This is a genomic window from gamma proteobacterium symbiont of Axiagastus rosmarus, assembly GCF_059730925.1.
Genome location: NZ_AP035926.1, coordinates 643,618 through 666,389, shown reverse-complemented (window position 1 = coordinate 666,389; position 22,772 = coordinate 643,618). Strand labels below are relative to the sequence as shown.

Genomic DNA, 22,772 nt, shown 5'->3' with positions numbered 1-22,772 from the left:
ATTACAGTGAACATTAACACTGTTTATAGTGAACATTCTACTGTCTATAGTGAATAAAGTACTGACTATAGTGGATACTTTACTGATTATAGTGAACACGATCACCTTCTCAGCCCTTGTCGGGTGCGGCCTGCCGCGATCGGGGATCTCTTAGGATCTCTTTTAGATCTCTTTATGATCTTTCTTTAAGATCTAGTCACTGTATAAGTGGATAACCCGTTGAGGCGACTGATGCTGATAAGCGTAACCTGCAGAATATTCGCTTACGTCTTTAAATCACCCTGTGAGGGTGGAAAGTGAAAATCTTCAGGCCTGCGCTGTCTCTCAATTCATTTCAGGTGAACAACTTGCTCTCATCTATTCATTTTTCATCACCTGATAGCTGACGTAAGGTAGATCCCACTCTGATCAACCCGATTATCTGACGAAGGCATCTTATGACTGATCACGTTATTTCACGTAATCCCACCAGCGGCGAAATCATTGCCACTTATCCCCTGCAGAGTGCAGCCGAGCTGGAAACGGCTTTACAGCAAAGCGCCAGCGCCTTTGCGCAGTGGCGTAACACAGAGATAGCACAGCGCGTGAAGGTACTGCGTCAACTGGGTGAGCAGCTGCGCCAGCGTCAGGATCAACTGGCTACGCTCGCCACGCTGGAAATGGGTAAACCCATTGCGCAGGCGCGTGCCGAAGTCCTGAAATGCGCCAGCCTGTGTGACTGGTATGCTGAACACGGACCGGCAATGCTGGCCGATCAGCCCACGCTGGTGGAAAACCAGCAGGCATGGCAATCGTTTCGTCCACTCGGTGTGATCCTGGCGGTGATGCCGTGGAATTTTCCTTACTGGCAGGTCCTGCGCGGCGCGGTCAGCATGCTGCTGGCGGGCAACACCTACCTGCTGAAACACGCTCCGAGCGTCATGGGCTGCGCCTGGCTGATGCAGGAACTGTTTGCCGCAACCGATTTGCCGCGTGGTGCATTCAACGTGATCAACGTGGATAACGACGGTGTCTCTGCCGCCATTAAAGATCAGCGCGTCGCGGCCATCGCCGTGACCGGAAGCGTTCGTGCTGGTGGGGCTATCGCCGCACAGGCCGGTGCGGTACTGAAAAAAACCGTGCTGGAGTTAGGCGGCGCCGATCCTTTTATCGTTCTGGCGGATGCCGATCTGGATGCGGCAGTGGCCTCAGCGGTCACAGGACGCTACCAGAACAGCGGGCAGGTGTGTATGGCAGCCAAACGCTTCATCATTGAAGAGAGCATCGCAGAAGCGTTTGAGGCGCGTTTCAGCGCAGCCGTGCAGGCACTGAAAGTGGGCGATCCGCTGCAGGAAGAGACTTATATCGGTCCGATGGCACGCTACGATCTGCGTGATGAACTGGATCATCAGGTGCAGGAAACCCTGCAGCAGGGTGCACGTCTGGTGCTGGGCGGCCACAAGATCGAGGGCATCGGCAACTATTATGCGCCAACCATTCTTGCCGACGTCACGCCCGCGATGACCGCTTTTCGTCAGGAGATCTTCGGGCCGGTGGCGGCGATCACCGTCGCGCGCGATGCGCAACATGCACTGCAGCTGGCGAATGACAGCGAGTTTGGCCTGAGCGCCACCGTGTGGAGCGGCAATGAAGCGCTGGCGCAGGAACTGGCAGAGCAGCTGGAAACCGGCGCGGTGTTTATCAACGGCAACGGCGCCTCAGATCCGCGCGTCGCTATTGGTGGCGTGAAAAAGAGTGGTTATGGCCGCGAACTCTCCAGCTTCGGCGTCCACGAGTTCTGTAACATCCAGACGGTGTGGAAAAACCGTCGCTAACCCGGCCGGGGCGCGCCATACTGTGCGCCCCAACTTCCGGAAGCAATCCTTGTATGCAGACGCCAGGCATTCTCATCCTTGCTGCCGGTCTCGGCAGCCGCTTTCGTCAGGCCGGCGGTACCGGGCACAAACTGCTGGCACCGTATCCTGACGATAATGGCGTGCCTCAGCCGCTGCTGAAGCTGACGCTGCAGCAGGCGCAGCGCAGCGGTTTGCCGCTTCTCCTTATTATCCGGCCGGAAGATCGCGCTATTCAACAGCTGGCACAGCAGTGCGGCGTCGCGACCTGCACTATTGCCAGCGCCGGCAGCGGTGAAAGCATTGCCGCTGGCGTGCGGGCCACCGCCCACTGGCATGGCTGGCTGATCGTACCCGGTGATATGGCGTGGGTGAGGGCGGAGGATCATCAATGCGTGGCGCAGGCGCTGCGCAACGGTGCGCCGCAGGTACGGCTCAGCTGGCAAAACCAGCCGGGCCACCCGGTGGGATTTGCCGCGCACTATGGCGCGGCGCTCGCTCAACTGCAGGGCGACAGCGGTGCCCGCGCGCTGCTCGACCCGGCCATTCTCATCACTCTGCCGGCCCATCAGGGCACGATCCGCGACGCGGATCTGCCACGATCCGGGGCAAGCCGCTGACCTGCAGCGCGCCTGAATCGGTCAGTGGCTGCCGGGATTAGCGCGCACCTGCGCCACTTTTTCGCTCAGATTCTGCCACGCCGGTTGGTCAGGTGCGTAGCGCTGGCGCAGCCAGGCGGCAATATCTGCAACCTGCTTATCCGACAAGCTGGCGGCAAAGCCAGGCATATAACCGAGCGCATCGGTTGCCGGTTTGTCGATACCGTGCAATACCACCTGTAACAGATTATCCGGCGTCGCGCTGGTTATGCTGCTGCTGTTGGCCATCGATGGGCTGACGCCAAACAACTGCGGTCCGCCCTCGCTGGCGCTGTGGCAGGCCTGACAGGCGCCTTTAAACAGCCGTTCCCCCGCAGCAGTGTTCCATGCCGGTTTTGCCGCCGGCACAGCGACAGGGCGCGCTGCCTGACCATTAATGTCTGCCAGATAGCTGGCCATGGCACGCACATCGGCTTCCGGCAGGGTGGCGAGATGGCTTACCACCGGAGCCATTGGTCCGGCGGCAACGCCGTGCTGCGCATCGTAACCACTGCGCAGGTAGTTATACAGCGACTGCGCCGTCCACGGCTGCGGGGCTTTACTCAGCTGATTAAGCGCGGGCGCTTCCCAGCCGTCGACCCAGCCACCGGCGAGGAAATTGTCCCCGCGTTTTTCCGCGCCCAGCAAATTACGCGGCGAGTGGCAGGCACCGCAGTGTCCGGCTCCGTTCACCAGATAGGCACCGCGATTCCATTCGGCGCTTTTGCGGGGGTCAGGCTGGTATTCGCCGCGCCCGAGGTAGAGCGCGTTCCAGCCCGCCATCAGGAAGCGCAGGTTATAGGGAAAGCGCATCTGGTTCTCTGGCGGTGCCTGCTGTACCGCCGGCTGCGACATCAGCCAGGCGTACAGCGCCTGCATATCGCCTTCGCTCAGCTGGCGAAAGCTGGTGTAGGGAAACGCCGGATAGAGATGATGGCCGTCGCGGCTGATGCCCTCGCGCATGGCGCGATCGAAGGCGTTAAATGACCAGCTGCCGATGCCGGTCTGTTTATCCGGCGTGATGTTGGTGGTGTACAGCGTGCCAAACGGCGTCTCCATCTTCAGGCCGCCGGCATTGGTCGCGCGCCCTTCCGTGGTATGGCATACCGCGCAGTCACCGGCGGCGGCCACCTGACGACCGCGTTCCAGCATCTCTGCCGACCAGCTTCCGGCGGCCGGGGGTGTCACGGGCGCAATCGGTGCGCGCCACGGCAGCGCGTTAATCGCCACGCCAGCGGCGAGGCCGAGCAATCCTGTTACGCCACCCAGCGCCCATTTTCGGCGGCGGCGGCGGGCGGTTTGGGCCGGTGCGGCCAGCTGTGGCTCCGGCTGCGGATCGGGGCCGTTCAGCGCCTGACGCAGTTTGTCAGCGGTAATGGGCAATTCACGAAAACGGATACCGGTGGCATCAAAAACCGCGTTAGCGATGGCCGCGGCGCTGGGCACCGACGCGGATTCCCCCGCGCCGAGCGGCGGTTCGTGCGGGCGCGGCACCATCATCACGTCGATATCCGGCACTTCCGGAAACGTCAGGATCGGGTAGCTGCCCCATTCCTGGCTGGCGATCAGGTTGCTTTCAATCGTCACCTGTTCTTTGAGCACCCGGCTGGTGGACTGAATGACATTGCCGTGAATCTGATGCTTTACCCCTTCCGGGTTGATCATCATGCCGGCATCATGGCCCACGGTGATGCGCGTAACGGCGATCTCGCCGCTCTGCTTATCAATCGCGACATCCGCGACCCAGGCAGCCCAGGCGGCGCCGAAGCCGGGAAATTTGCTGTGAATATAGCGTGCGTAGGCAAAACCGCGTCCGCGCAAAATCCCGGGTTCGCTGGCGGTCTGCTGAATGGCGGTGCGCGGCGTCCAGTCTGCACGTGCAGCGGTGGCGCGCATCAGTTCGGCGGCGCGATCGTCCTGAATGTAGCGCAGCCGGTACTCCACCGGATCGACGCCTGCCGCGTGGGCCAGCTCATCCATATAGGATTCATGGGCAAAGGTGTTGGGCAGGGCTGAAACGCCGCGCATCCACGAGGCGCGCACAATCGGCGCCATGTCCTCAATGGTGACGCGCAGATGGGGAAAATCGTAAGGTGGAATGGAGGTGCGATCGCCCATTTCATACGCCAGCGCCACCGGATCGACGCGGCCGGTCAGCAGCAGCGCAAGGGTGGGTGCGCCGTTGGACGGATAAGATGTAGTGAAATCATACACCTGCGGATTGCCCTGCGCGTCCAGCCCGCCATCCACCTCCATCAGCTGTGCAGTGCCTTTCGGCTCCCACACGTGTTCCTGGGCGCGCGTCAGCTGTACCCGCACAGGCTGGCCTACTGCGCGTGACAGTAGCGCCGCATCGGCGGCCACGTCATCGGCGCAGTTGCGACCGTAGCAACCGGCGGCTTCCATGCGGTTCACTTCAATGGTCTCTTCCGGCCTCTCCAGCAGCCATGCCAGATCGGCGCGCAGCAGGTGCGGGTTCTGCGTGCCGCTCCACACCTGCAGCGAATCAGGCTGATAGTCGGCCACCGCGCAGGAAGGGCCAATCGACGCATGCAGCTGATAAGGCCAGACATAGCTGCGGGTAAAACGCTGCGCGACATTCGCCAGCGCGGCATCCACTTCACCGCTGTCATGCACCACGCGCGAGGTGCGGGGATTATCACGAATAGCCTGTTCGATATCGCGCAGGTCTGGCAGGCTGTGTTCCCATGGCTTCCAGCGCACCTGTAACGCGTCCATCGCGGCGATGGCCTGCTCCTCGCGCTCGGCCACCACGCCGACAAAATCCGCGATCTGCACCACTTTCACGATGCCTTCGAGATGCGCGATCGAGCTTTCGTCAATGCTGAGCAATGAGGTGCCGACAAAGCTGCCGGTGTCATAGCCCGCATACGGTGGACGAATGACCCGGCCGTGCAGCATACCGGGCACGCGCAGGTCATGCACCCACGTCAGTTCGCCGGTGGCTTTGGCGGGAATATCCACCCGCGCCGAGCTGGTACCAACCAGGCGATATTCACTGGCGGGCTTGAGTGTTACCTGATGATCAATCGGCACGATGCTGCGCTGCTGCTGCACCAGTTCGGCAAATGACAGGTGCTCACCGCCGGGGTGCTGCAGGAAACCGCCGTCCAGCGTGATGCTCTCCACCGGCAGTTGCCAGCGCGCGGCGGCCTGCTGTAACAGCCACTGGCGCGCCGTTGCAGCCGCTTTACGTAGTGGTACGGCAGAAATTTGCAACGTGGCGCTGGCGATGGTGGCACCCTGGTTGGGCACGCGCAGCGTATCGCCCAGCACCATTTGTACCTGATCCATGCGCAGACTGAGCTCTTCGGCGACGATTTGCGTCAGCGCGGTTTTCACCCCGGTGCCGAGATCGACATGGCCATTGAAGGCCCAGACGCTGCCGGAACCGTCAATAGCCAGAAACAGTGCGCGCTCTTTGGCTTTCAGCGTCGGCGTCTGGCCTTTGGGTACCAGCCCTGGCGGTGGCTGAATCTCATCGACAATCAACAGGACGTCGCTGGCTGCCAGCAACTGCTGCTGCGTGGGGACGTTAGCCGCACTCATGATGCCGCCTCCGCCTGCTGCAGGCATAAAGTGATGGCGCGCTTCACCGCGCACAGAATCTCCTGATGGGTGCCACAGCGGCACAGATTACCGCTCAGCGCGGCACGTATCTGCCGGTCATCAGGGCAGGGCTGAGCGCGCAGCAGCGCGGCGGTGGTCATGATCATGCCGTTAAGGCAGTAACCGCATTGTGCGGCCTGCGCCTCAATAAACGCCTGCTGCACCGGGTGCAGTGCTTCGCGGTTGCCCAGGCCTTCCAGCGTGGTGATAGCGCGCTGACGCACGCCATACGCCGGGATCACGCAGGCGCGCGCGGCAACGCCATCGATCAGCACGGTGCAGGCGCCGCATTCGCCCAGGCCGCAGCCATATTTGGGTCCGTTAAGCTGGAGTTGATTACGCAGCACCAGCAGCAGCGAGGTATCGCGATAGCTGCTGATGGAGTGAGTCGCGCCGTTCACCTCAAGGGCGTAATGGCACGTGGATGCAGGTGAAACCGGTGTGGCAGTCTGATGTGCCAGCATTTTCATTATTAACCGCCTTAGCGAGGCGGCTAAGCGCCCCGGGTTAGGGCTGGCTCGTATCGTCCAGCATTTTCTTCAGCAGATAAATCAGCGCGACCCGTTCGGCCGGATTCAGCTGCCCGTAAGTCATTTCGGTGATGCGCATCGCGTTGTCTGTCGTGCTGTCAATCAGGCGGTGGCCTGCATCGGTCAGCATGACAATCACTTTGCGTTTGTCGGTGGGATCGGGACCCAGACTGACCAGATCGCGCGCCTTAAGACGCTCAACCACACCGCGAATGGTGGCCTGATCGACGGCGGTATAGCGCACTAAATCATTCTGTGCGCTCGGACCGCGATCGCGCAGCGCACAGAGGGTAATAAATTGCACGGCGGTTATCTGTGAATCACCGACGTGTTGCTGAAAAATCGCCGCATGGCGTTGATACACCTTGCGCAACAGATGGCCAACCTGCTCGGTATAGTCATAGCGCTGGTCTGCGCGCGGATCCTGCTGGTGCGACATGCCTTTATCCTTTTTCCCGGAAACTGTCAGGCAGTGTAATGCATTGTCACTGCGCTGACAGCCGTTCCCTGCGCACGATTAACGCGCGCGTGAGGCCTCCGGTGCCACCACTTCACCTTCCGCCACCACCAGCAAATCGTCCACTTTGATGTCGCAGCGGCGCAGAGCAATGTCCATATGGCACGGCGTTTTGCGCTTACCGCCCACTTCGGTGTTCGGTCCGGTCGAAAACAGGAAGTTGCCGTAAAAGGCGCGCGCGTCCATACACATGCCGTCGTTTTTGTCGTGTAATCCCATCGCTGTCCACTGCGCGCGCGGCTGCAGCCCCCAGCCGATGTGGGAAATACCGTACACTTCCGGATCGTTGAAGTAGCGCATGTAATCGCGCAGATACTCGGCTTCAAAGCCACCGTGAATGCGGGTGACAAAACCTTTCTCGATCTCCAGCGTGATGCGTTCACGCGCGTAAGATTTAAACGGCAGCAGGATGTCGCCGACGTCCAGCACCAGCACGCCTTCAGCCTGCTCTTCATTCGGCCAGGTGAACAGGAAGCCACTCGGCCAGTGATCCCAGCGGCCTGGCTCATCCGCGTAGCCATATTCCGTTACCGTGGGGTACTGGCCGAGCGGGGCACGAAAATCACTGCCGGCCGGCGATTTCACCGTCATCATGCGCGCTTTTTCCAGCACCGCCGCCGCAGCCAGCACGCGCGACTTGTCCTCTTCGTTTGGCAACATTCGTGCCAATACTTCCGGCGGCTCGACGGCCAGCAAAATTCGTGTCCCGGTTTTCAGGATTTGTTCCTGCTCCGGCGAATGCAGCAGCATCATGGTATCGACGATCAGATCCGCCGCTTCCAGCGCGCGCTGCGCGGCAATGTTGCCGGTAAGCGCGGTATCACCGCAGTAGGCGGTCATGTCGTTACCCATTGCCATCGGGTGATTGAAGGCCGGCAGCTCAATGCAGTACACCTTCGCGCCCAATCGTAGTGCAGCATCAGTGGCGGCCTGCACGGTGCGTGCATCGGAATAGTGACTTTTCAGGATGGCGACACTCTGGCTGGCGTCGACTTTCGACAGCCGTAAAACCTGCTCGAACATCTGGCCTAACTGGCTCTGATTTACTGCCATAGCGGTTTCCTCTCAGGGTTAGATGTCAGACAATTTGCTGCGCAAAACTTCAGCTATTTATAGCGAACACGCTTTATGTGTTTGTTATAGACGTGTTGCGAAGAACAGTGCAAGCATTTCTTTTTGACATAAGAAAAGCCTATTTAACCTTATCATCAGGCTGTGATTAACATCATGTTATCGAGTCTTCACTGTAAATACGGTTGCTTTTAACAGTGTCATAACCTCAATAATTAAAGCGTATGCACTATAAATTCAGCGTCGGGTTTGATCGTTTATCCGCGTGCATACCTTCAAATCAGCGTCAGTGTGAGAGGGAAATATGAGCAATATGAAACGTATCGCGGTAATCGGCGCCGGGCTGGGCGGGCTTGCCGCCGGCTCGCTGTTACAGAAAGCGGGATTTCATGTCACGGTCTACGAACAAAGCCCGGCTTTCTCCCGTCTGGGTGCCGGCATCCACATGGGGCCGAACGTGCTCAAGGTGTTTCGCCGCATGGGCATTGAACAGCAGCTGGAGGATCTGGCTTCGCATCCCGATTTCTGGTTCAGCCGCGACGGCGAGACCGGGGAGTATTTGTCACGCATTCCGCTGGGCGCTTATGCGCGCAAAGAGTACGGTGCGGCTTATGTCACGGTGCACCGGGGCGATTTGCAGGCCATGCAGATGACCAGTCTGCAGCCGGGCAGCGTCCAGTTCGGCAAGTGCCTGAGCAGCGTCGAAGACAGCGGCAGCGATGTGGTGCTGCGTTTTCAGGACGGCAGTGAAGCGCGCGCGGATATCGTGATTGGCGCGGATGGCATTAACTCAAAGCTGCGTGAACATCTGCTGGGTGTGGAAGCGCCCACTTACAGCGGCTGGGTGGCGCACCGTGCGCTGATCCGCGGCGAACAACTGCGCAAATACAACCTCAGCTTTGAAGATTGCGTTAAGTGGTGGTCTGAAGATCGTCATCTGATGGTCTATTACACCACCAAAGCGCGTGACGAATATTATTACGTCTCCGGTGTGCCGCACCCGGCGTGGGATATCAAAGGCAGCTTCGTTGAAAGTAGTCAGCAGGAGATGCTGGAAACGTTTGGTCACTACCATCCGGTGGTACAGGCGCTGATCGAGTGCAGCGAATCGGTCACCAAATGGCCGCTGCTCAACCGCCAGCCGCTGCCAGTATGGAGCGAAGGGCGCATTGTGCTGCTGGGTGATGCCTGCCATCCGATGAAACCGCACATGGCGCAGGGCGCTGCGATGGCCATCGAAGATGCCGCCATGCTGTCGCGCTGCCTGACGGAAACCGGTCTTGATAATTATCGCACCGCATTCCGCCTGTATGAAGCCAACCGCAAAGAACGTGCGTCACGCGTGCAGTCCGTCTCTAACGCCAATACTTTCCTGCGCACCCAGGAAGACCCGGCCTGGGTGTACGGCTACGATGTGTTTGCCGCGCCGCTGAAAAGCGAGGTGACCTCATGAGCCGTTTTATGCACGGCGGTCAGGTACAGGCCAACGGCATTCGCCAGCACTATCTGCGCTACGGCGGCAGCGGGCCCGCGCTGATCCTCGTACCGGGTATCACCAGCCCGGCGATCACCTGGGGTTTTGTAGCGGAAGTTTTTGCGCAGCATTTTGATACCTGGGTACTGGACGTGCGCGGTCGCGGGCTCTCCAGCAGCGGTGAAGGGCTGGATTACGGCATGGAGAGCTGCGCCGATGACATCAACGCCTTCGCGGATGCGCTGGGGCTGACGCGCTATCACCTGGTTGGCCATTCGATGGGCGCGCGCTTCATCATGCGTGCGGCGGTGAAACAGCCGGCCGGCGTGCTGTCGCTGTCGCTGATCGATCCGCCGGTTTCCGGTCCGGGCCGGCGTCTCTATCCGGGTCAGTGGCCGTGGTATGAAGATTCCATTCGCGACGCGCAGCGCGGCATGGATGCTGAAGCCATGAAGCAATACTGCCCGGCCTGGAGCGATGACCAGCGCCAGCTGCGCGCCGAGTGGCTGCACACCTGCTATACGCCGGCCATCCGTCGCGCCTATGACGATTTTCACCAGCTCGATATCCATCAATATTTCCCTCAGCTGCCGGCAAAAACTCTGCTGATGGTGGCAGGCAAGGGCGGCGTCATTCAGGCGGAAGATGAAGCCGAAATCCGCGAGCTGCTGCCGACCATTGAGATCAGCCGGGTAGCCAGCGCCGGTCACATGATCCCGTGGGATGATTTTCACGGCTTCTTTAATGCCTTTGGCACCTTCCTTGGCCCCTCACTGACTCCGGAGACGCAGCCATGACGCGTTCGTATCGTATCGGCCAGATTGTGCCGAGTTCCAACATCACCATGGAAACCGAAATTCCCGCCATGCTGCAGGCGCGCCAGCTGATTCGCCCGGAGCGGTTTACCTTCCACTCCAGCCGTATGCGCATGAAGCATGTCAATAAAGATGAGCTGGCGGCGATGGATAAAGAGTCCGACCGCTGTGCGCTGGAGCTGTCCGACGCGCGCGTTGACGTGCTCGGCTATGCCTGTCTGGTGGCGATCATGGCGATGGGCCCAGGCTATCATCGCCAGTCGCAGCAGCGCCTGACGCAGGTCACGCGTGACAACGAGGCGCTGGCACCGGTGATCACCAGTGCCGGCGCGCTGGTCGATGCACTGCATATTATGGGCGCGAAGAAGATCGCGCTGGTGGCACCTTACATGAAGCCGCTGACCGAGCTGGTGGTGGATTACATCCAGCGCGAAGGGATTGAGGTAAAGCAGTGGCGCGCGCTGGAAATTGCCGATAACCTCGCCGTCGCCCGCCACGACCCGGCCAATTTACCCGGCATCGTGGCGGACATGACGCTGACGGATGTTGACGTGGTGGTGCTGTCGGCCTGCGTGCAGATGCCGTCGCTGCCGGCGGTGGCAAAAGTGGAGGCGCAGACCGGCAAGCCGGTAATTACGGCCGCCATTGCCACCACGTACGCTCTGCTGAAGGCGCTGGAGCTGGAGCCGGTGGTGCCGGGCGCGGGCGCACTGCTGTCCGGTGCGTGGTAAGGAGAAAGCATGAGCCAGAGTGTCAGTGATAACTACGCCGGTGTCTGGGGCAACCGCATCGGTTTTGGTCAGCGTCCGGCGCTGCTGATGATCGACTTTCTGCAGGGCTACACCACGCCGGGCGCCGCGCTGTTTGCCCCGGGCGTGGTAGAGGCGGTGGCCGCCTCACAGGGCCTGCTGCTGGCGGCGCGCCAGTGCGCGATTACGGTGATCCATACGCAGATTCGCTACCATCCGCAGCATCAGCAGGACGGCGGGATCTGGGTGCAGAAAGCTCCGGTAATGCGTGACATGGTGGAGGGCAATCCGCTCGCCGCGTTTTGTCCGGCGGTGCAGCCGCTTGCCGCAGAAGTGGTGATCACCAAACAGTATGCCAGCGCGTTTTTTGGCACGTCTCTGGCATCGATGCTGGTGGCGCAGGGCATTGATACGCTGCTGATCGCCGGCTGCTCCACCAGCGGCTGCATCCGCGCCAGCGCAGTGGATGCGTTGCAATACGGTTTTCGCGCCATGGTGGTGCGCGAATGCGTGGGCGATCGCCATGATGCGCCGCATCAGGCCAATTTGTTTGATATCGACAGTAAATATGGCGACGTGGTAAGTAAAGCCGCGGCGCTGGAGTATCTCGGGAAGTTCAGCGCCCGTTAAGGGCGCGTTTCACCTGCACGGAGTGCGCACAAACAGTCCGTTTCGGCTGCGGCTGAGACGCATAACAACATCTCCCCGACGACGGGGTTATTGCGCCCGGAGAACACCATGACTGACGTTTCAACCCGTCCTGCTGCGCTGGCAGCCGAAGACACCGCTTCGATTTATCGTAAAATCACCTGGAAGCTGATTCCGTTTCTCTGCCTGTGTTATCTCGCGGCCTACCTTGATCGCATCAATATCGGCCTGGCCAAGCTACAGATGGCGAGCGATCTGGCGCTGAGCGAGACCGCGTTTGGTCTGGGTGCCGGGCTGTTTTTTGTCGGCTATATCCTGTTTGAAGTGCCGAGCAACCTGATCCTGCAGCGGGTCGGCGCAAAGATCTGGATCGCGCGCATTATGATTACCTGGGGCCTGCTCTCGACCGCCACGCTGCTGGTGCAAACGCCGACCCAGTTCTACATCATCCGCTTTTTCCTCGGCGCGGCCGAAGCCGGTTTTCTGCCTGGCGTGCTGTTCTATCTCACCAAATGGTTTCCCTCGTGGCGCCGCAGCCGCATCATTGCGCTGTTTATGATTGGCCTGCCGCTCTCCAGCCTGATTGGCGGACCGCTTTCCGGCTGGATCATGGGGCATTTTCATGAGGTTTACGGCATGCGCGGCTGGCAGTGGCTGTTTCTGCTGGAAGGTCTGCCCAGCGTGTTACTGGGTGTGCTGACGTTCTGGCTGCTGCCGAACAGCGTCGAGAGCGCCAGCTGGCTCAGCAGCAGTGAGAAGCAGGCGGTGCTGCGCGAACTGGCGCGCGACGAAGGTGACGCCAAAGGGCTGAAACACAGCCTGCGCGATGGTCTGCTGAATATTCGCGTGGTGATGCTCGGCGGCATCGACTTCTCGATTCTGCTCAGCGCTTACGCCATGGGTTTCTGGATGCCGACCTTTATTAAGAATGCCGGCACCACCGATATCACCACCATTGGCTATCTGACGGCGATCCCCAGTCTGGCGGCGTTGATTGGTATGCTGGCGATCGGTGCCAGCTCAGACCGCCTGCGTGAACGCCGCTGGCACATCATTGTTCCGTTTATTATTGGCGCGGCAGCGATGGGCACCAGCACCTTCTTTGCTCATAACGTGGCGATGACCGTGCTGCTGTTCTCGATTGCGCAGGCAATGATTATCGGGGCGGTGCCGGTGTTTTTCAGTCTGCCCGCTACGTTCCTGAAAGGCACGGCGGCCGCGGCGGGTTTTGCGCTGGCCTGTTCGATCGCCAATATCGCCGGACTGGTGAGTAATTCCGTGATGGGCGTGGCGCTGGACCTCACCGGCAGCAGCAACGGCGCGCTGTGGTTCTTCGCCGTGTGTCTGCTGCTCAGCTCGCTGTTAGTGGTCGCGCTGCCAGCGAAGCTGGTGAATCGGTAGAAGATACCTGCGCGTTAAAGCACTTGTTATTCCCTGGTGCGCATCAATGCGCACCCTACAAAACAGTGCGAATTCGTTGTAATTATCGCCGTAGGGTCGCCATTCATGGCGACCTGGTTACATAATCTGCATAACCAGGTGCGCATCAATTCGCACCCTACAAAACCGTGCGCATTTTGTTGCAATTATCGGCGCAGGACCGCCATTCATGGCGACCTGGTTGCATAATCTGCATAACCAGGTGCGCACCCTACAAAACCGTGCGCATTTTATTGTAATTATCGCCGTAGGGTCGCGATTCATGGTGACCTGGTTGCATAATCTGCATAACCAGGTGCGCATCAATGCGCACCCTACAAAACAGTGCGAATTCGTTCTAATTATCGCCGTAGGGTCGCCATTCATGGCGACCTGGTTGCATAATCTGCACAACCAAGTGCGCACCCTACAAAACCGTGCGCATTTCGTTGCAATTATCGCCGTAGGGTCGCCATTCATGGCGACCGCCTCACAGCCGCAGAATACAGCTCCACACCCCGCCAGACCGTCACGCCCATCCGCACCCAATCCTCCTCGCTAATCGGTTATCCATAAGGTAAAAATCTTGTGGGATAGCTCAAACTATCAGCTAAAGGTATTATAAAGGTATCCATTCTGGTGCTAGATTGGTTCTACCAACACCGGGGAGTCTATTTCGATGAAAACTACAATTCCAAAGCTGTCGTTCATGATGTTCTTAGAGTGGTTTATCTGGGGGGCATGGTTCGTGCCGCTGTGGGCGTTTCTCAGCAAAAACGGCTTTTCGCCGGTTGAGATCGCCTGGTGCTACGCCTGTACCTCCATCGCTGCCATCCTGTCACCGATTCTGGTCGGCTCGCTGGTTGACCGTTTCTTCCAGGCACAGAAAGTGTTATCGCTGCTGACCATCGCCGGCGCGATCCTGATGTTCTTTGCCGCGCAGCAGACGCACTTCAGCAGCTTCTTTCCGCTGCTGCTGCTGTATGCGCTCACGTACATGCCGACCATTGCGCTGACCAACAGTATTGCGTTTTCCCACGTCGGTGACGTGGAGCGCGACTATCCGCGCATCCGCGTGATGGGCACTATCGGCTGGATCGCCTCCGGCATCGCCTGCGGTTTCCTGCCGCCGCTGCTCGGCTTTGGCGATATCTCCGCCAGCAATGTACCGTTGCTGATCACCGCGGCCAGTTCGCTGCTGCTTGGCCTGTTCGCCCTGACCCTGCCAGCCACCGAACCCAAAAGCACCGGCAAGTTCAGCCTGCGCGTGGCGCTCGGCCTCGACGCACTGCACCTGCTGAAAGATCGCAGCTTCCTCGTATTTTTCGTCTGTTCATTCCTGTTCAGTATGCCGCTGGCGTTCTACTACATCTTCGCTGAGGGATATCTGACCGAAGTCGGTCTGCCACACGCCACCGGCTGGATGACGCTCGGCCAGGTATCAGAAATCTTCTTCCTGCTGGCGCTGCCGTTCTTCATTAAACGCTTCGGCATCGGCAAAGTGCTGCTGCTCGGCCTGGTCACCGCCGCGCTGCGCTACGTGTTCTTTGTGTTCGGCGGCGATCAAAACCTGCTGACCTTCGGCCTGCTGTTTATGGGCATTCTGCTGCACGGCGTCAGCTACGACTTCTACTTCATCACCGCCTACATTTATGTGGATAAGAAAGCGCCGGTGGCGATGCGTAACGCTGCGCAGGGCCTGATCACCCTGGCCTGTCAGGGCATCGGCAGCCTGCTGGGTTACCGCCTGGGCGGCTATCTGATGCAGGAGATGTTCGCGTATGACCAGCCGCGCAACGGTCAGACCTTCAACTGGGCGGGAATGTGGATGTTTGGCAGCGTGATGATAGTCATCATCACCATCGCCTTTATCGTTCTGTTCCGCGACGGCAAAAAACGCAGTGATGAATTAACCGCTTTTGAACACTCAGCAACCGCTGACAGCCATAAATAAGAGATGTAACCATGACGATGACACACCAGGAAAAACGGATTTTGGGCGCATTTTACGGCCAGGCATTGGGCGATGCGATGGGCATGCCATCGGAACTGTGGCCGCGTAGCCGCGTGAAACAGCACTTCGGCTGGATCGATCGCTTCCTGCCCGGCCCGGCAGAAAACAATGCCGCCTGCTACTTTGGCCGGGCGGCTTTCACTGACGACACCTCAATGGCGCTGGCGCTGGCCGATGCCATTATCAGCCACGACGGCGAAATTGATGCGGAAACCATCGGCGCCAATATTCTGCGCTGGGCGGAAGCGTTTGATGCCTTTAACAAAAATGTGCTCGGGCCGACCTCCAAAATCGCGCTTAACGCGCTGAAAAACGGCACGCCGGTGGCGCAGCTGGAAAATAACGGCCTGACCAACGGCGCGGCGATGCGCGTCTCGCCGCTGGGCTGTCTGCTACCAGCACGTGACCTGCCGGCTTTTATTGACGCTGTCGCGCTGGCCTCCAGCCCGACGCACAAATCCGACGTGGCGATTGCCGGTGCCACCGCGATCGCCTGGGCAATCTCCCGCGCGATTGACGGTAGCGACTGGGCAACAATTCGTGACGAACTGCCGGCGATTGCCCGCGCGGCGCAGGAGCGGCGCGTCACCACTTTCAGTGCGGCGATGGCGGCCCGCATCGAACTGGCGTTGCAGGTGGTGGCGCAGGGCAGGGGCACCGAGTCGACCATGCAGCAGATCTACGATCTGGTCGGTACCGGTACCAGCACCATTGAATCGGTACCGGCGGCGATCGCTATGGTCGAACTGGCAGCCACCGATCCCAACCGCTGCGCCATTCTGTGCGCCAATCTGGGCGGCGATACGGACACCATCGGCGCGATGGCGGTTGCCATTTGCGGCGCGCTGCACGGTATCGACGCGATCGATGCGCAGCTAAAAGCGGAGCTGGATGCCGCTAACGTGCTGGATTTCACTCACTACAGCCGCGCGTTTGTCCGTTTCCGCCAGCAGCGCGAGGCCGCCTATGCTGACGCCTGACGATCTGTCCCGACTGGCGGGCCGGTTGCCGGTGTGCGTGGTGGGGGCGGCGGTCGTGGATGTGATTGCCGATGCCTGGACGTTGCCGTATCGCGGCAGCGACATCGAACTGCATCAGCAGGGCGTGAACGTTGGCGGCTGTGCGCTTAACGTCGCCATTGCGCTGCATCGTCTCGGCATTCCTTCTATCAACGCGCTGCCGCTGGGGAACGGTATCTGGGCCAGTATCGTGCGACAAAAGCTGGCGGAATACGGTGTGCAGAGCGTACTGGAAAATGCGCACGGTGATAATGGCTGGTGTCTGGCGCTGGTCGAGCCGGATGGCGAGCGCACCTTTCTTTCCGTTAGTGGCGTGGAAAACCAGTGGGACGCCGCGCTGTTGCGCACATTGCCGCAGCCGGCGCAGCGCTGGATCTATCTCTCCGGTTATCAGCTCACCAGCAAAAGCGGCGAGGTGCTGATCGACTGGCTGGAGCAGCAGGCACCGCCGTTTCAGCTGCTGGTGGATTTTGGCCCGCGGCTGGCGGACATCGGTGAGGCGCAGTTTGCGCGTATCATGGCGTTGCAGCCACTGATTACAGTGAACAGGCAGGAAGCGGAGCTGCTGTGGCATGAGCGTCTGCGCGCATCCGAACCTTTCGACGCCCATCAGCTGATGGCGCGCTGGCAGCAGCAGTTTGACGGCGCAATGGTGTTAAGGCTGGACAGCGAAGGTGCCGGATACATCGACGCTGAGGCGCAGGGCTGGGTGCCCGCACTGGCGACTACGGTGGTCGATACTATCGGCGCGGGCGACAGCCATGCTGGCGGATTACTGGCGGGATTAGCGTCCGGCTGGTCACTGGCGGAGAGCGTTGCGCTGGGCAACGCAGTGGCGTCGTATGTGGTTTCCCGGCGCGGTGGCGACTGTGCGCCCGATCGCGCCACCCTGCGCGCTTACTGGCAGCAACGCCTTACTCAGCAATAAACACGTACATATCGCTGCGGCAGTAGCTGATGCTGTACTCCAGCGGATTGCCCTGTGCGTCGAGTGCCAGCTGCTTAATCACCAGCACCGGCACATTGGCGGGCAGGGCAATTTGCTGCTGCAGGGCTTCGTCCGGCATACGCGCGCTGACCCGGCTCTGGGATTTCACCGGCAGGATCTGCTGGCGATGAAAATAGTCATACAGCGAAATACCAATCTCATCGGCATCGGCAATGTAGCGCGCCGGCACCCATGACTCTTCAACCGAGACCGCCTGGCGGTCGACATAGCGAATACGTTTCAGCAGATAGACATCGCTGCCTGTGCTCAGCCCCAGCTTTTCGGCGATCTCTGCGCTGCAGGCAATTTTGCTTTTGTTGATCCACACGGTGTCCGGCGTTTTACCGCGCAGCACCGCCTGCTGCGACAATCCTTTTGGTTCTTTGAGTGAATATTCAAACTGGCTGCAAATCTGCGTGCCGTAGCCGCGGGAACGGAACACGACGCCCTCTTTTTCCAGCTCGTCCATGGCTTTACGCACGGTGATACGTGAAATGTTCAGCGACTGGCTGAACTCGCGCTCGCCCGGCAGGATCTCTTCGTGCACCAGCGTGCCATCGCGCACCGCATCTTTAATCGCACTGGCAAAGCGTTTATACAGCGGCGTGCGACTCTCTGTCGCCAGCGTGGTGGTCAACCGCGCCAACAGCGCATTGTGGTCAGTCATAGCGGGCAGGGCACTCACTCGGGTCAGCGGCAGGAACCGCTATAATACTGAATTTTAATGCGGCGCGCAGCCAGCGTCGCGTGACGGTGCGGGTGCTATGCTGCCAGACGGCCCTGTTGGTTCGCTTGTGTATTTCCGGAGACATTATGTTAATCGCTCAGATTTCAGACATCCATGCCGCACCGGACAATGATCACCTGCTGCGCCTGGAGCGGGCACTGGCGTGGCTCACTCATGTGCAACCGGATGTGCTGGTGTTAACGGGCGATCTTGTTGATGGCGAGTGGCGGCAGGGTTACTGGCAGATAGCTGAGCAACTGCGCCAGCAGCATTACCCTGCATTTATATTGCCGGGCAACGCCGATGATCGACGACTCATGCAAACGACATGGCATGAAAATCACTGGGCGAAAAACACCCCGGCAGACGCGCTGCATTTTGTTCAGGATATGGGCGGTTTGCGTATGCTGGGGCTGGACTCCACGGTGAATAAACAGAATTTTGGCAGCGTCGGGGAGCATCTGGAATGGCTGGAAAGACAACTCAGCGATACGCATGGATTGCCAGCGCTGCTTTTTCTGCATCATCCGGTTATCGCATCGGGCATACCGACGCTGGATGAATCAATGTGTCGCGGGCTTGATAAGCTTGAGTCGATCCTCAGACGCAGCCGGGTCAGAATACTGGCTATTGCAGCCGGGCATGTGCACCGGCCCGCAGCAGGCATGTTTGCAGGGGTTCCGGCTTATATTTGTGGCTCAATTTGCCCGGCGAATCCGCTGTGGTTCGGCAGCCAGCAGGTTCCTCCGGTGAATGATCCACCGGCACTGATGGTGCACCGTTTCGCCCGCGGCGTTTTGACCAGCCATCATGTCTCTTTATCCTGCTGATACTGAGGCACATCGTCGCGTTCTGTTAGCCACGGCACGGTGTGCGAGCACCAGATATAGGAAACCGGCGTCTGAGCGGGATCGTCGTCCAGCGTGGCCACACGCAGAATCACGTGGCTCTGATGAGGTCTTTCAGCCATCAGATGAGATCCGCAGACTGAACAGAAATAACGCAACTTATCCGGGGAAGAGTTAAATGCCGTCAGAAATTCTTCTCCCTGGGTCCACCTGAAATCCTCACGCCGCACGCGCGCTGTGGAGGTATAAGCGGCGGCGTGCGCTTTCCTGCAGGTATGACAGCAGCAATGCGTAATGCTGCCCGCCAGGCGATCGCATTCGTAGCGCACACGTTTACAGAGACAACTTCCGTTCATTTTTTCTCCTGATTCCTCTGCCGGATTATTGCATCAGCTTCAGATGGAGGAGGGGAAACGGTTTCCCCTCACCATCAACGGAAGACCGTCCAGTCACCTGAAAGCCCAGATGCTGATAAAACCCGAGCGCAGCGGTATTTTGTTCGTTAACGTCCACTTTCTTCGCTGCAAGATGACGGATAGCGTAACGGACTAACCGTGCACCGATCCCTTTTTTGTGATGAGCAGGCGAGACGAAAAGCATCTCGATATTCTCATCATGCACGCCGATGAATCCGACAATGTCATGGTTTTCATCGCTCACTTTTCTCAAAACAACAGCATCAAAATAATTTTCCAGAATAAGCTGTCTGAGCCGCAGGATATCCTGTTCATTCAGGAAATGATGCGTTGCCCTGACGGCAGCCTCCCAGACCTGAATCAGTAAGTGATACTCTTCCTTGCTTACTTCGCTAATTGTCACTATGCCTCCTTAACATGCTAACGCGATGGCTTAACGCAATGCCTGCGCTAATCGCTGGCCAGCCGCGCATAAAGATACTCATCGCCCCACATCCCTTTGAAAAAAATATTCTGCCGGTAGTGCGCTTCACGGCGAAAATTCAGCTTTTCCAGCAGGTTTATGGCGCGAATATTACGTGTGTCTACCACGGCAGTAAGCCGGTGTTTTGCAAACTGCGTGAAAAGCAGGGTAACCATGGCACTCATTGCTTCAAGCGCAAAACCCTGTTTCTGAAATCCGGCATCAAATGTCATGCCGAGTTCAGCTTGTCTTCCTTCATCAAAAAAATGAATTCCGATGTCCCCTATCAGCCGGTCGTCTTCCTGGTGTGCTACGGCAAGCTGAAACCAGGTGTTATCGCTGTTGAATGGCAGCGCATCCTGCTGCGCATATAATTTCTCAGCGTCCTGCCGGGTAAATTCTTCCCAGCTCTGATAACGAGCAACGTCTGGCAGATTGCGATAGCGCGACAGATGCGGCAAATCAGCCACTATCAGCTTGCGCAACACCAGGCGTTGAGTATAAATCGGCAACGTGAGTGCCATATGTTCTCCGCTGCCTGCGTGCAGGCGAGTTAAAGTAAACCGGGAGCGGTGCGTATCGCTTCAAGCCCGACGCGTTGCCCGAAAGACAGCTCCAGCGTATTGCCATCAGGATCGGCAAAAAATACGTAATATCCCACCGGTTCGCCAGCCTCTTCAGGGGCTTTACGTAACACGCCTTCGGCGACGGCCATCGCTGTTTTACGATCGATCTCTTCGCGTGACGCACAGGCAATGCCTAAGTGTCCAAATTTACCCAGTGGCGTATCTGACACGTCATCCGCCTGCACCAGAACCAGTGCGAAAGGGCGGGTATGATCGCTCAGCCATGCCACCTTGCGGGCAGCCGGGACGTCAGGTTCACGGGTGTGTATCACCTTCATTCCTGCATAGCGGCGGTAGAAATCCATGCTCTTCTCCAGATCCCTCACCATAAACGCAACGTGGGTAAATCCCACATCGATATCCTTCATCTGCATCCTGTCTCCATTTGTTGCCTCCCCGACACGATAAAAACTCAAGCCTGATAGAGGTTAATCGCCATAAAGGGCGTGGTAGCTGATCATTTTTTCGTGTGGAGGTGTGGTGCGTGAAACGGTACTTTCTCTTAAAATTTCAATATAACTCAACAGTTTTGGAATAAAAGCGACACGGCATCGCGTGCTATATGCCTATTAATAACGTTGACGGAGCGGAAATAAAAACGATTTAATTTCCGCCTGTTTTTTAGGAAAACTAAACAATGCGAAACAGCCTGCCTTCTCTTAACGCCCTGAAGGCGTTCGAATCCGTTGCCCGGCACCTCAGCATGACCCTTGCAGGCCAGGAGTTGCACGTCACGCCCGGCGCGATCAGTCTGCACATCAGGGAACTGGAACGGCAACTGGGCCTGCCACTGTTTCAGCGAAATGGACGCAAGCTGGCGCTGACGGCATCCGGTCAGGGCTATTACTACTCGATTGCTTCAGCTTTCAGCCTGATACGTGAAGCCACTGAAACGCTGGTGCAGGAGACACAAAAAAATACCATCACGCTGGCCTGCACCACCGGATTTGCGACCCACTGGTTACTGCCGCGACTGGCTGATTTTGAACGTACCTGTCCGGAGATCGACCTGCGCATCAGTGCTACTTCCCGCATTCAGTCTTTCGCCACGGATGGTATCGACCTGGCCGTACGGCATGGCAATGGTTTCTGTGAGGGTTGCGTGAGTGAGAAGCTGATCGACGACGACTACCTTGCAGTCTGCATTCCTGCTGTGGCGCAGCAGCTGGGGGAACCGCCGGCACTTGCCGCACTCGGTCGCGTCACGTTACTGCATGATATGCACCGGGAAGACTGGCAGCGCTGGCTCGCTGAAGCCGGCGTCGGGCACATTGATTCCGGTAAAGGGCCCTTGTATAGCGATGGCAGCGGGGCGTGGCTGGCGATGCTTGCTGGCATGGGCGTAGCGCTGATGCGCAGGCGATTTGTTCAGGCGAATCTGGCATCCGGTGAAGTGGTGGCACCGTTTCCAAATACGCTGAATACCGGACACGCGTACTGGCTTATTACGCCCCACGAAGCGCTGCTGCGTTCTGCCGTGGTAAAAGTAAGAGCCTGGCTCATGCAGCAGTCCACAGAATAGAACAGCGTCCGGCATTTCTTCATATCAACAAGACATAGTAAATTTCTGAGCAAGCCGATATAACAGGTTCAGGACATTTCACCTGCAGAGGATATCATGGCGCTTTCACACGAATTAATGCTGATTTACACCACTTATTTTGTGGCAACGGCCAGCCCTGGTCCGAGTAATATGGCGATTATGGGAACGGCGATGAATAAAGGGCGCGGTGCCGCCTTAGCGCTTGCGTGCGGGGTAATTGGCGGCTCAATGCTGTGGGCGCTGCTGGCGGCCTGCGGGGTATTAACCGTGCTGACGACGTTTGCCCAATTGCTGCTGGTGTTGAAAATCGGCGGCGGGTTATATCTGTTGTGGCTGTCATACAAAGCCGGTAAATCTGCGTTAACCCGCACCGCTGCCGATAAAACCGTTATCAGCGATCACCGCGTTGCATATGGCGCGTTATTTCGGCAGGGAATTTTGATGCACGTCGGTAATCCTAAAGCCATTTTAACCTGGGTCGCAATCATGTCCGTCGCGCTCAAACCGGACGCCGCAGCCTCGACCTTACCGCTGATTATTCTCGGCTGTGCGGCAATTTGCGTCGCGGTATTTTGCGGCTATGCGCTGATATTTTCCACCGCAGCAATGAACGCGTTTTACCGTCGTATCCGCCGGGGATTAGATGCGCTATTAGCCTGCTGTTTTGCCATTGCCGGACTGAAACTGGTGTTGAGTCGTCAATAAAGTAAATTTTTAACCTCAGGTTCGCCCTCCATAGCAACAGGCCGCTCAGTTAAGTAAACCACCATGAGCAGCCTGATTGTCGCGGCGCGACGCATCGCGC

At 58.5% G+C, this 22,772-nt stretch carries 23 protein-coding genes; 14 read left to right on the top strand and 9 right to left on the bottom strand.

From position 1 onward, the window contains the following. Positions 1–437 precede the first annotated feature (437 nt). Together AC6I8F_RS22530 and AC6I8F_RS22525 are read left to right on the top strand one after the other, a co-directional pair. Positions 438–1,814: an aldehyde dehydrogenase family protein gene (locus AC6I8F_RS22530; protein ID WP_498028923.1), complete on the top strand. Its 1,377-nt coding sequence runs from the start codon at positions 438–440 to the stop codon at positions 1,812–1,814. A gap of 53 nt (positions 1,815–1,867) precedes the next feature. Then, on the top strand, positions 1,868–2,452 hold the full coding sequence (locus tag AC6I8F_RS22525; RefSeq protein ID WP_058770416.1) for a nucleotidyltransferase family protein: 585 nt from the start codon (positions 1,868–1,870) through the stop codon (positions 2,450–2,452). A gap of 21 nt (positions 2,453–2,473) precedes the next feature. Here AC6I8F_RS22525 and AC6I8F_RS22520 read toward each other — a convergent pair whose 3' ends face one another. The 4 genes from AC6I8F_RS22520 to AC6I8F_RS22505 form a co-directional block, all read right to left on the bottom strand. Further along, on the bottom strand, positions 2,474–6,043 hold the full coding sequence (locus AC6I8F_RS22520) for a molybdopterin cofactor-binding domain-containing protein (RefSeq protein ID WP_498029028.1): 3,570 nt from the start codon (positions 6,041–6,043) through the stop codon (positions 2,474–2,476). Further along, a complete protein-coding gene (locus tag AC6I8F_RS22515) occupies positions 6,037–6,564 on the bottom strand; it encodes a (2Fe-2S)-binding protein (protein ID WP_374710389.1) in 528 nt (175 codons plus the stop codon). The genes AC6I8F_RS22520 and AC6I8F_RS22515 overlap by 7 nt, the downstream gene beginning before the upstream one ends. A gap of 43 nt (positions 6,565–6,607) precedes the next feature. Next, positions 6,608–7,069, bottom strand: coding sequence for a MarR family winged helix-turn-helix transcriptional regulator (locus tag AC6I8F_RS22510; protein ID WP_021508807.1), 462 nt, complete (start codon positions 7,067–7,069; stop codon positions 6,608–6,610). A 78-nt stretch (positions 7,070–7,147) separates the two neighbouring features. After that, the gene (locus AC6I8F_RS22505) at positions 7,148–8,200 is read right to left on the bottom strand and encodes a 2,5-dihydroxypyridine 5,6-dioxygenase (RefSeq protein ID WP_498028922.1); all 1,053 of its coding nucleotides are present in this window, start codon (positions 8,198–8,200) and stop codon (positions 7,148–7,150) included. A 322-nt stretch (positions 8,201–8,522) separates the two neighbouring features. On the opposite strand from AC6I8F_RS22505, the gene AC6I8F_RS22500 reads away from it, so the two are divergent. From AC6I8F_RS22500 to AC6I8F_RS22460, 9 genes are all read left to right on the top strand, one after another. Beyond that, positions 8,523–9,671 carry an FAD-dependent monooxygenase gene (locus tag AC6I8F_RS22500; protein WP_498028921.1) on the top strand — a complete coding sequence of 383 codons (1,149 nt, stop codon included), beginning with the start codon at positions 8,523–8,525 and terminating at the stop codon, positions 9,669–9,671. After that, positions 9,668–10,489, top strand: coding sequence for an alpha/beta fold hydrolase (locus AC6I8F_RS22495; protein ID WP_058780992.1), 822 nt, complete (start codon positions 9,668–9,670; stop codon positions 10,487–10,489). Before AC6I8F_RS22500 ends, AC6I8F_RS22495 begins: the two co-directional genes overlap by 4 nt. Further along, complete coding sequence (locus AC6I8F_RS22490) at positions 10,486–11,238, top strand: maleate cis-trans isomerase family protein (protein ID WP_021508811.1); 753 nt, start codon at positions 10,486–10,488, stop codon at positions 11,236–11,238. The genes AC6I8F_RS22495 and AC6I8F_RS22490 overlap by 4 nt, the downstream gene beginning before the upstream one ends. 9 nt (positions 11,239–11,247) lie before the next feature. Then, entirely contained in the window at positions 11,248–11,886 is a 639-nt protein-coding gene (locus AC6I8F_RS22485; RefSeq protein WP_498028920.1) for an N-carbamoylsarcosine amidohydrolase, read from the top strand. A gap of 108 nt (positions 11,887–11,994) precedes the next feature. Next, the gene (locus AC6I8F_RS22480; protein ID WP_021508813.1) at positions 11,995–13,305 is read left to right on the top strand and encodes an MFS transporter; all 1,311 of its coding nucleotides are present in this window, start codon (positions 11,995–11,997) and stop codon (positions 13,303–13,305) included. A 208-nt stretch (positions 13,306–13,513) separates the two neighbouring features. Beyond that, the gene (locus AC6I8F_RS22475) at positions 13,514–13,885 is read left to right on the top strand and encodes a hypothetical protein (protein ID WP_498028919.1); all 372 of its coding nucleotides are present in this window, start codon (positions 13,514–13,516) and stop codon (positions 13,883–13,885) included. A 117-nt stretch (positions 13,886–14,002) separates the two neighbouring features. Then, a complete protein-coding gene (locus AC6I8F_RS22470) occupies positions 14,003–15,277 on the top strand; it encodes a nucleoside permease (protein WP_498028918.1) in 1,275 nt (424 codons plus the stop codon). 17 nt (positions 15,278–15,294) lie between these two features. Then, positions 15,295–16,317 (top strand): ADP-ribosylglycohydrolase family protein, encoded by a 1,023-nt coding sequence (locus AC6I8F_RS22465; RefSeq protein ID WP_498029027.1) that lies wholly within the window; start codon positions 15,295–15,297, stop codon positions 16,315–16,317. Then, positions 16,304–17,284 carry a PfkB family carbohydrate kinase gene (locus AC6I8F_RS22460; protein WP_498028917.1) on the top strand — a complete coding sequence of 327 codons (981 nt, stop codon included), beginning with the start codon at positions 16,304–16,306 and terminating at the stop codon, positions 17,282–17,284. Before AC6I8F_RS22465 ends, AC6I8F_RS22460 begins: the two co-directional genes overlap by 14 nt. Here the strand turns inward: AC6I8F_RS22460 and AC6I8F_RS22455 are convergent. After that, positions 17,271–18,011 (bottom strand): GntR family transcriptional regulator, encoded by a 741-nt coding sequence (locus AC6I8F_RS22455; protein ID WP_058758945.1) that lies wholly within the window; start codon positions 18,009–18,011, stop codon positions 17,271–17,273. The two genes, AC6I8F_RS22460 and AC6I8F_RS22455, sit on opposite strands and share 14 nt — an antisense overlap. A 146-nt stretch (positions 18,012–18,157) precedes the next feature. On the opposite strand from AC6I8F_RS22455, the gene AC6I8F_RS22450 reads away from it, so the two are divergent. Continuing rightward, positions 18,158–18,901 carry a metallophosphoesterase gene (locus tag AC6I8F_RS22450; protein ID WP_498028916.1) on the top strand — a complete coding sequence of 248 codons (744 nt, stop codon included), beginning with the start codon at positions 18,158–18,160 and terminating at the stop codon, positions 18,899–18,901. On the opposite strand, the gene AC6I8F_RS22445 is transcribed toward AC6I8F_RS22450, so the two are convergent. Genes AC6I8F_RS22445 through AC6I8F_RS22430 form a run of 4 tightly spaced genes read right to left on the bottom strand, consistent with a single transcriptional unit; the run spans position 18,880 to position 20,792 of the window. After that, positions 18,880–19,275: a GFA family protein gene (locus AC6I8F_RS22445; RefSeq protein WP_059011473.1), complete on the bottom strand. Its 396-nt coding sequence runs from the start codon at positions 19,273–19,275 to the stop codon at positions 18,880–18,882. The two genes, AC6I8F_RS22450 and AC6I8F_RS22445, sit on opposite strands and share 22 nt — an antisense overlap. A gap of 25 nt (positions 19,276–19,300) precedes the next feature. After that, a complete protein-coding gene (locus AC6I8F_RS22440; RefSeq protein ID WP_058781008.1) occupies positions 19,301–19,738 on the bottom strand; it encodes an acetyltransferase in 438 nt (145 codons plus the stop codon). Between the two features lie 47 nt (positions 19,739–19,785). Further along, positions 19,786–20,322 carry a GNAT family N-acetyltransferase gene (locus AC6I8F_RS22435; protein WP_498028915.1) on the bottom strand — a complete coding sequence of 179 codons (537 nt, stop codon included), beginning with the start codon at positions 20,320–20,322 and terminating at the stop codon, positions 19,786–19,788. A gap of 29 nt (positions 20,323–20,351) precedes the next feature. Next, positions 20,352–20,792, bottom strand: coding sequence for a VOC family protein (locus AC6I8F_RS22430; RefSeq protein WP_031279954.1), 441 nt, complete (start codon positions 20,790–20,792; stop codon positions 20,352–20,354). Between the two features lie 269 nt (positions 20,793–21,061). On the opposite strand from AC6I8F_RS22430, the gene gcvA reads away from it, so the two are divergent. Further along, positions 21,062–21,946, top strand: coding sequence for a transcriptional regulator GcvA (gene gcvA, locus AC6I8F_RS22425; RefSeq protein ID WP_031279955.1), 885 nt, complete (start codon positions 21,062–21,064; stop codon positions 21,944–21,946). A 96-nt stretch (positions 21,947–22,042) separates the two neighbouring features. Then, the gene (locus AC6I8F_RS22420) at positions 22,043–22,672 is read left to right on the top strand and encodes a LysE family translocator (protein WP_021508823.1); all 630 of its coding nucleotides are present in this window, start codon (positions 22,043–22,045) and stop codon (positions 22,670–22,672) included. Positions 22,673–22,772: the final 100 nt, after the last annotated feature.

Bases quoted from the DNA above. Each gene is read 5' to 3' on its own strand.
- AC6I8F_RS22475 (WP_498028919.1), top strand. From the start codon at position 13,514: ATGGCGACCTGGTTGCATAATCTGCATAACCAGGTGCGCACCCTACAA.
- AC6I8F_RS22420 (WP_021508823.1), top strand. From the start codon at position 22,043: ATGGCGCTTTCACACGAATTAATGCTGATTTACACCACTTATTTTGTG.
- AC6I8F_RS22515 (WP_374710389.1), bottom strand. From the start codon at position 6,564: ATGCTGGCACATCAGACTGCCACACCGGTTTCACCTGCATCCACGTGC.
- AC6I8F_RS22510 (WP_021508807.1), bottom strand. From the start codon at position 7,069: ATGTCGCACCAGCAGGATCCGCGCGCAGACCAGCGCTATGACTATACC.
- AC6I8F_RS22495 (WP_058780992.1), top strand. From the start codon at position 9,668: ATGAGCCGTTTTATGCACGGCGGTCAGGTACAGGCCAACGGCATTCGC.
- AC6I8F_RS22460 (WP_498028917.1), top strand. From the start codon at position 16,304: ATGCTGACGCCTGACGATCTGTCCCGACTGGCGGGCCGGTTGCCGGTG.
- AC6I8F_RS22465 (WP_498029027.1), top strand. From the start codon at position 15,295: ATGACACACCAGGAAAAACGGATTTTGGGCGCATTTTACGGCCAGGCA.
- AC6I8F_RS22490 (WP_021508811.1), top strand. From the start codon at position 10,486: ATGACGCGTTCGTATCGTATCGGCCAGATTGTGCCGAGTTCCAACATC.
- AC6I8F_RS22435 (WP_498028915.1), bottom strand. From the start codon at position 20,322: ATGGCACTCACGTTGCCGATTTATACTCAACGCCTGGTGTTGCGCAAG.
- AC6I8F_RS22485 (WP_498028920.1), top strand. From the start codon at position 11,248: ATGAGCCAGAGTGTCAGTGATAACTACGCCGGTGTCTGGGGCAACCGC.
- AC6I8F_RS22445 (WP_059011473.1), bottom strand. From the start codon at position 19,275: ATGAACGGAAGTTGTCTCTGTAAACGTGTGCGCTACGAATGCGATCGC.
- AC6I8F_RS22530 (WP_498028923.1), top strand. From the start codon at position 438: ATGACTGATCACGTTATTTCACGTAATCCCACCAGCGGCGAAATCATT.
- AC6I8F_RS22470 (WP_498028918.1), top strand. From the start codon at position 14,003: ATGAAAACTACAATTCCAAAGCTGTCGTTCATGATGTTCTTAGAGTGG.
- AC6I8F_RS22505 (WP_498028922.1), bottom strand. From the start codon at position 8,200: ATGGCAGTAAATCAGAGCCAGTTAGGCCAGATGTTCGAGCAGGTTTTA.
- gcvA (WP_031279955.1), top strand. From the start codon at position 21,062: ATGCGAAACAGCCTGCCTTCTCTTAACGCCCTGAAGGCGTTCGAATCC.
- AC6I8F_RS22525 (WP_058770416.1), top strand. From the start codon at position 1,868: ATGCAGACGCCAGGCATTCTCATCCTTGCTGCCGGTCTCGGCAGCCGC.
- AC6I8F_RS22430 (WP_031279954.1), bottom strand. From the start codon at position 20,792: ATGAAGGATATCGATGTGGGATTTACCCACGTTGCGTTTATGGTGAGG.
- AC6I8F_RS22500 (WP_498028921.1), top strand. From the start codon at position 8,523: ATGAGCAATATGAAACGTATCGCGGTAATCGGCGCCGGGCTGGGCGGG.
- AC6I8F_RS22480 (WP_021508813.1), top strand. From the start codon at position 11,995: ATGACTGACGTTTCAACCCGTCCTGCTGCGCTGGCAGCCGAAGACACC.
- AC6I8F_RS22450 (WP_498028916.1), top strand. From the start codon at position 18,158: ATGTTAATCGCTCAGATTTCAGACATCCATGCCGCACCGGACAATGAT.
- AC6I8F_RS22455 (WP_058758945.1), bottom strand. From the start codon at position 18,011: ATGACTGACCACAATGCGCTGTTGGCGCGGTTGACCACCACGCTGGCG.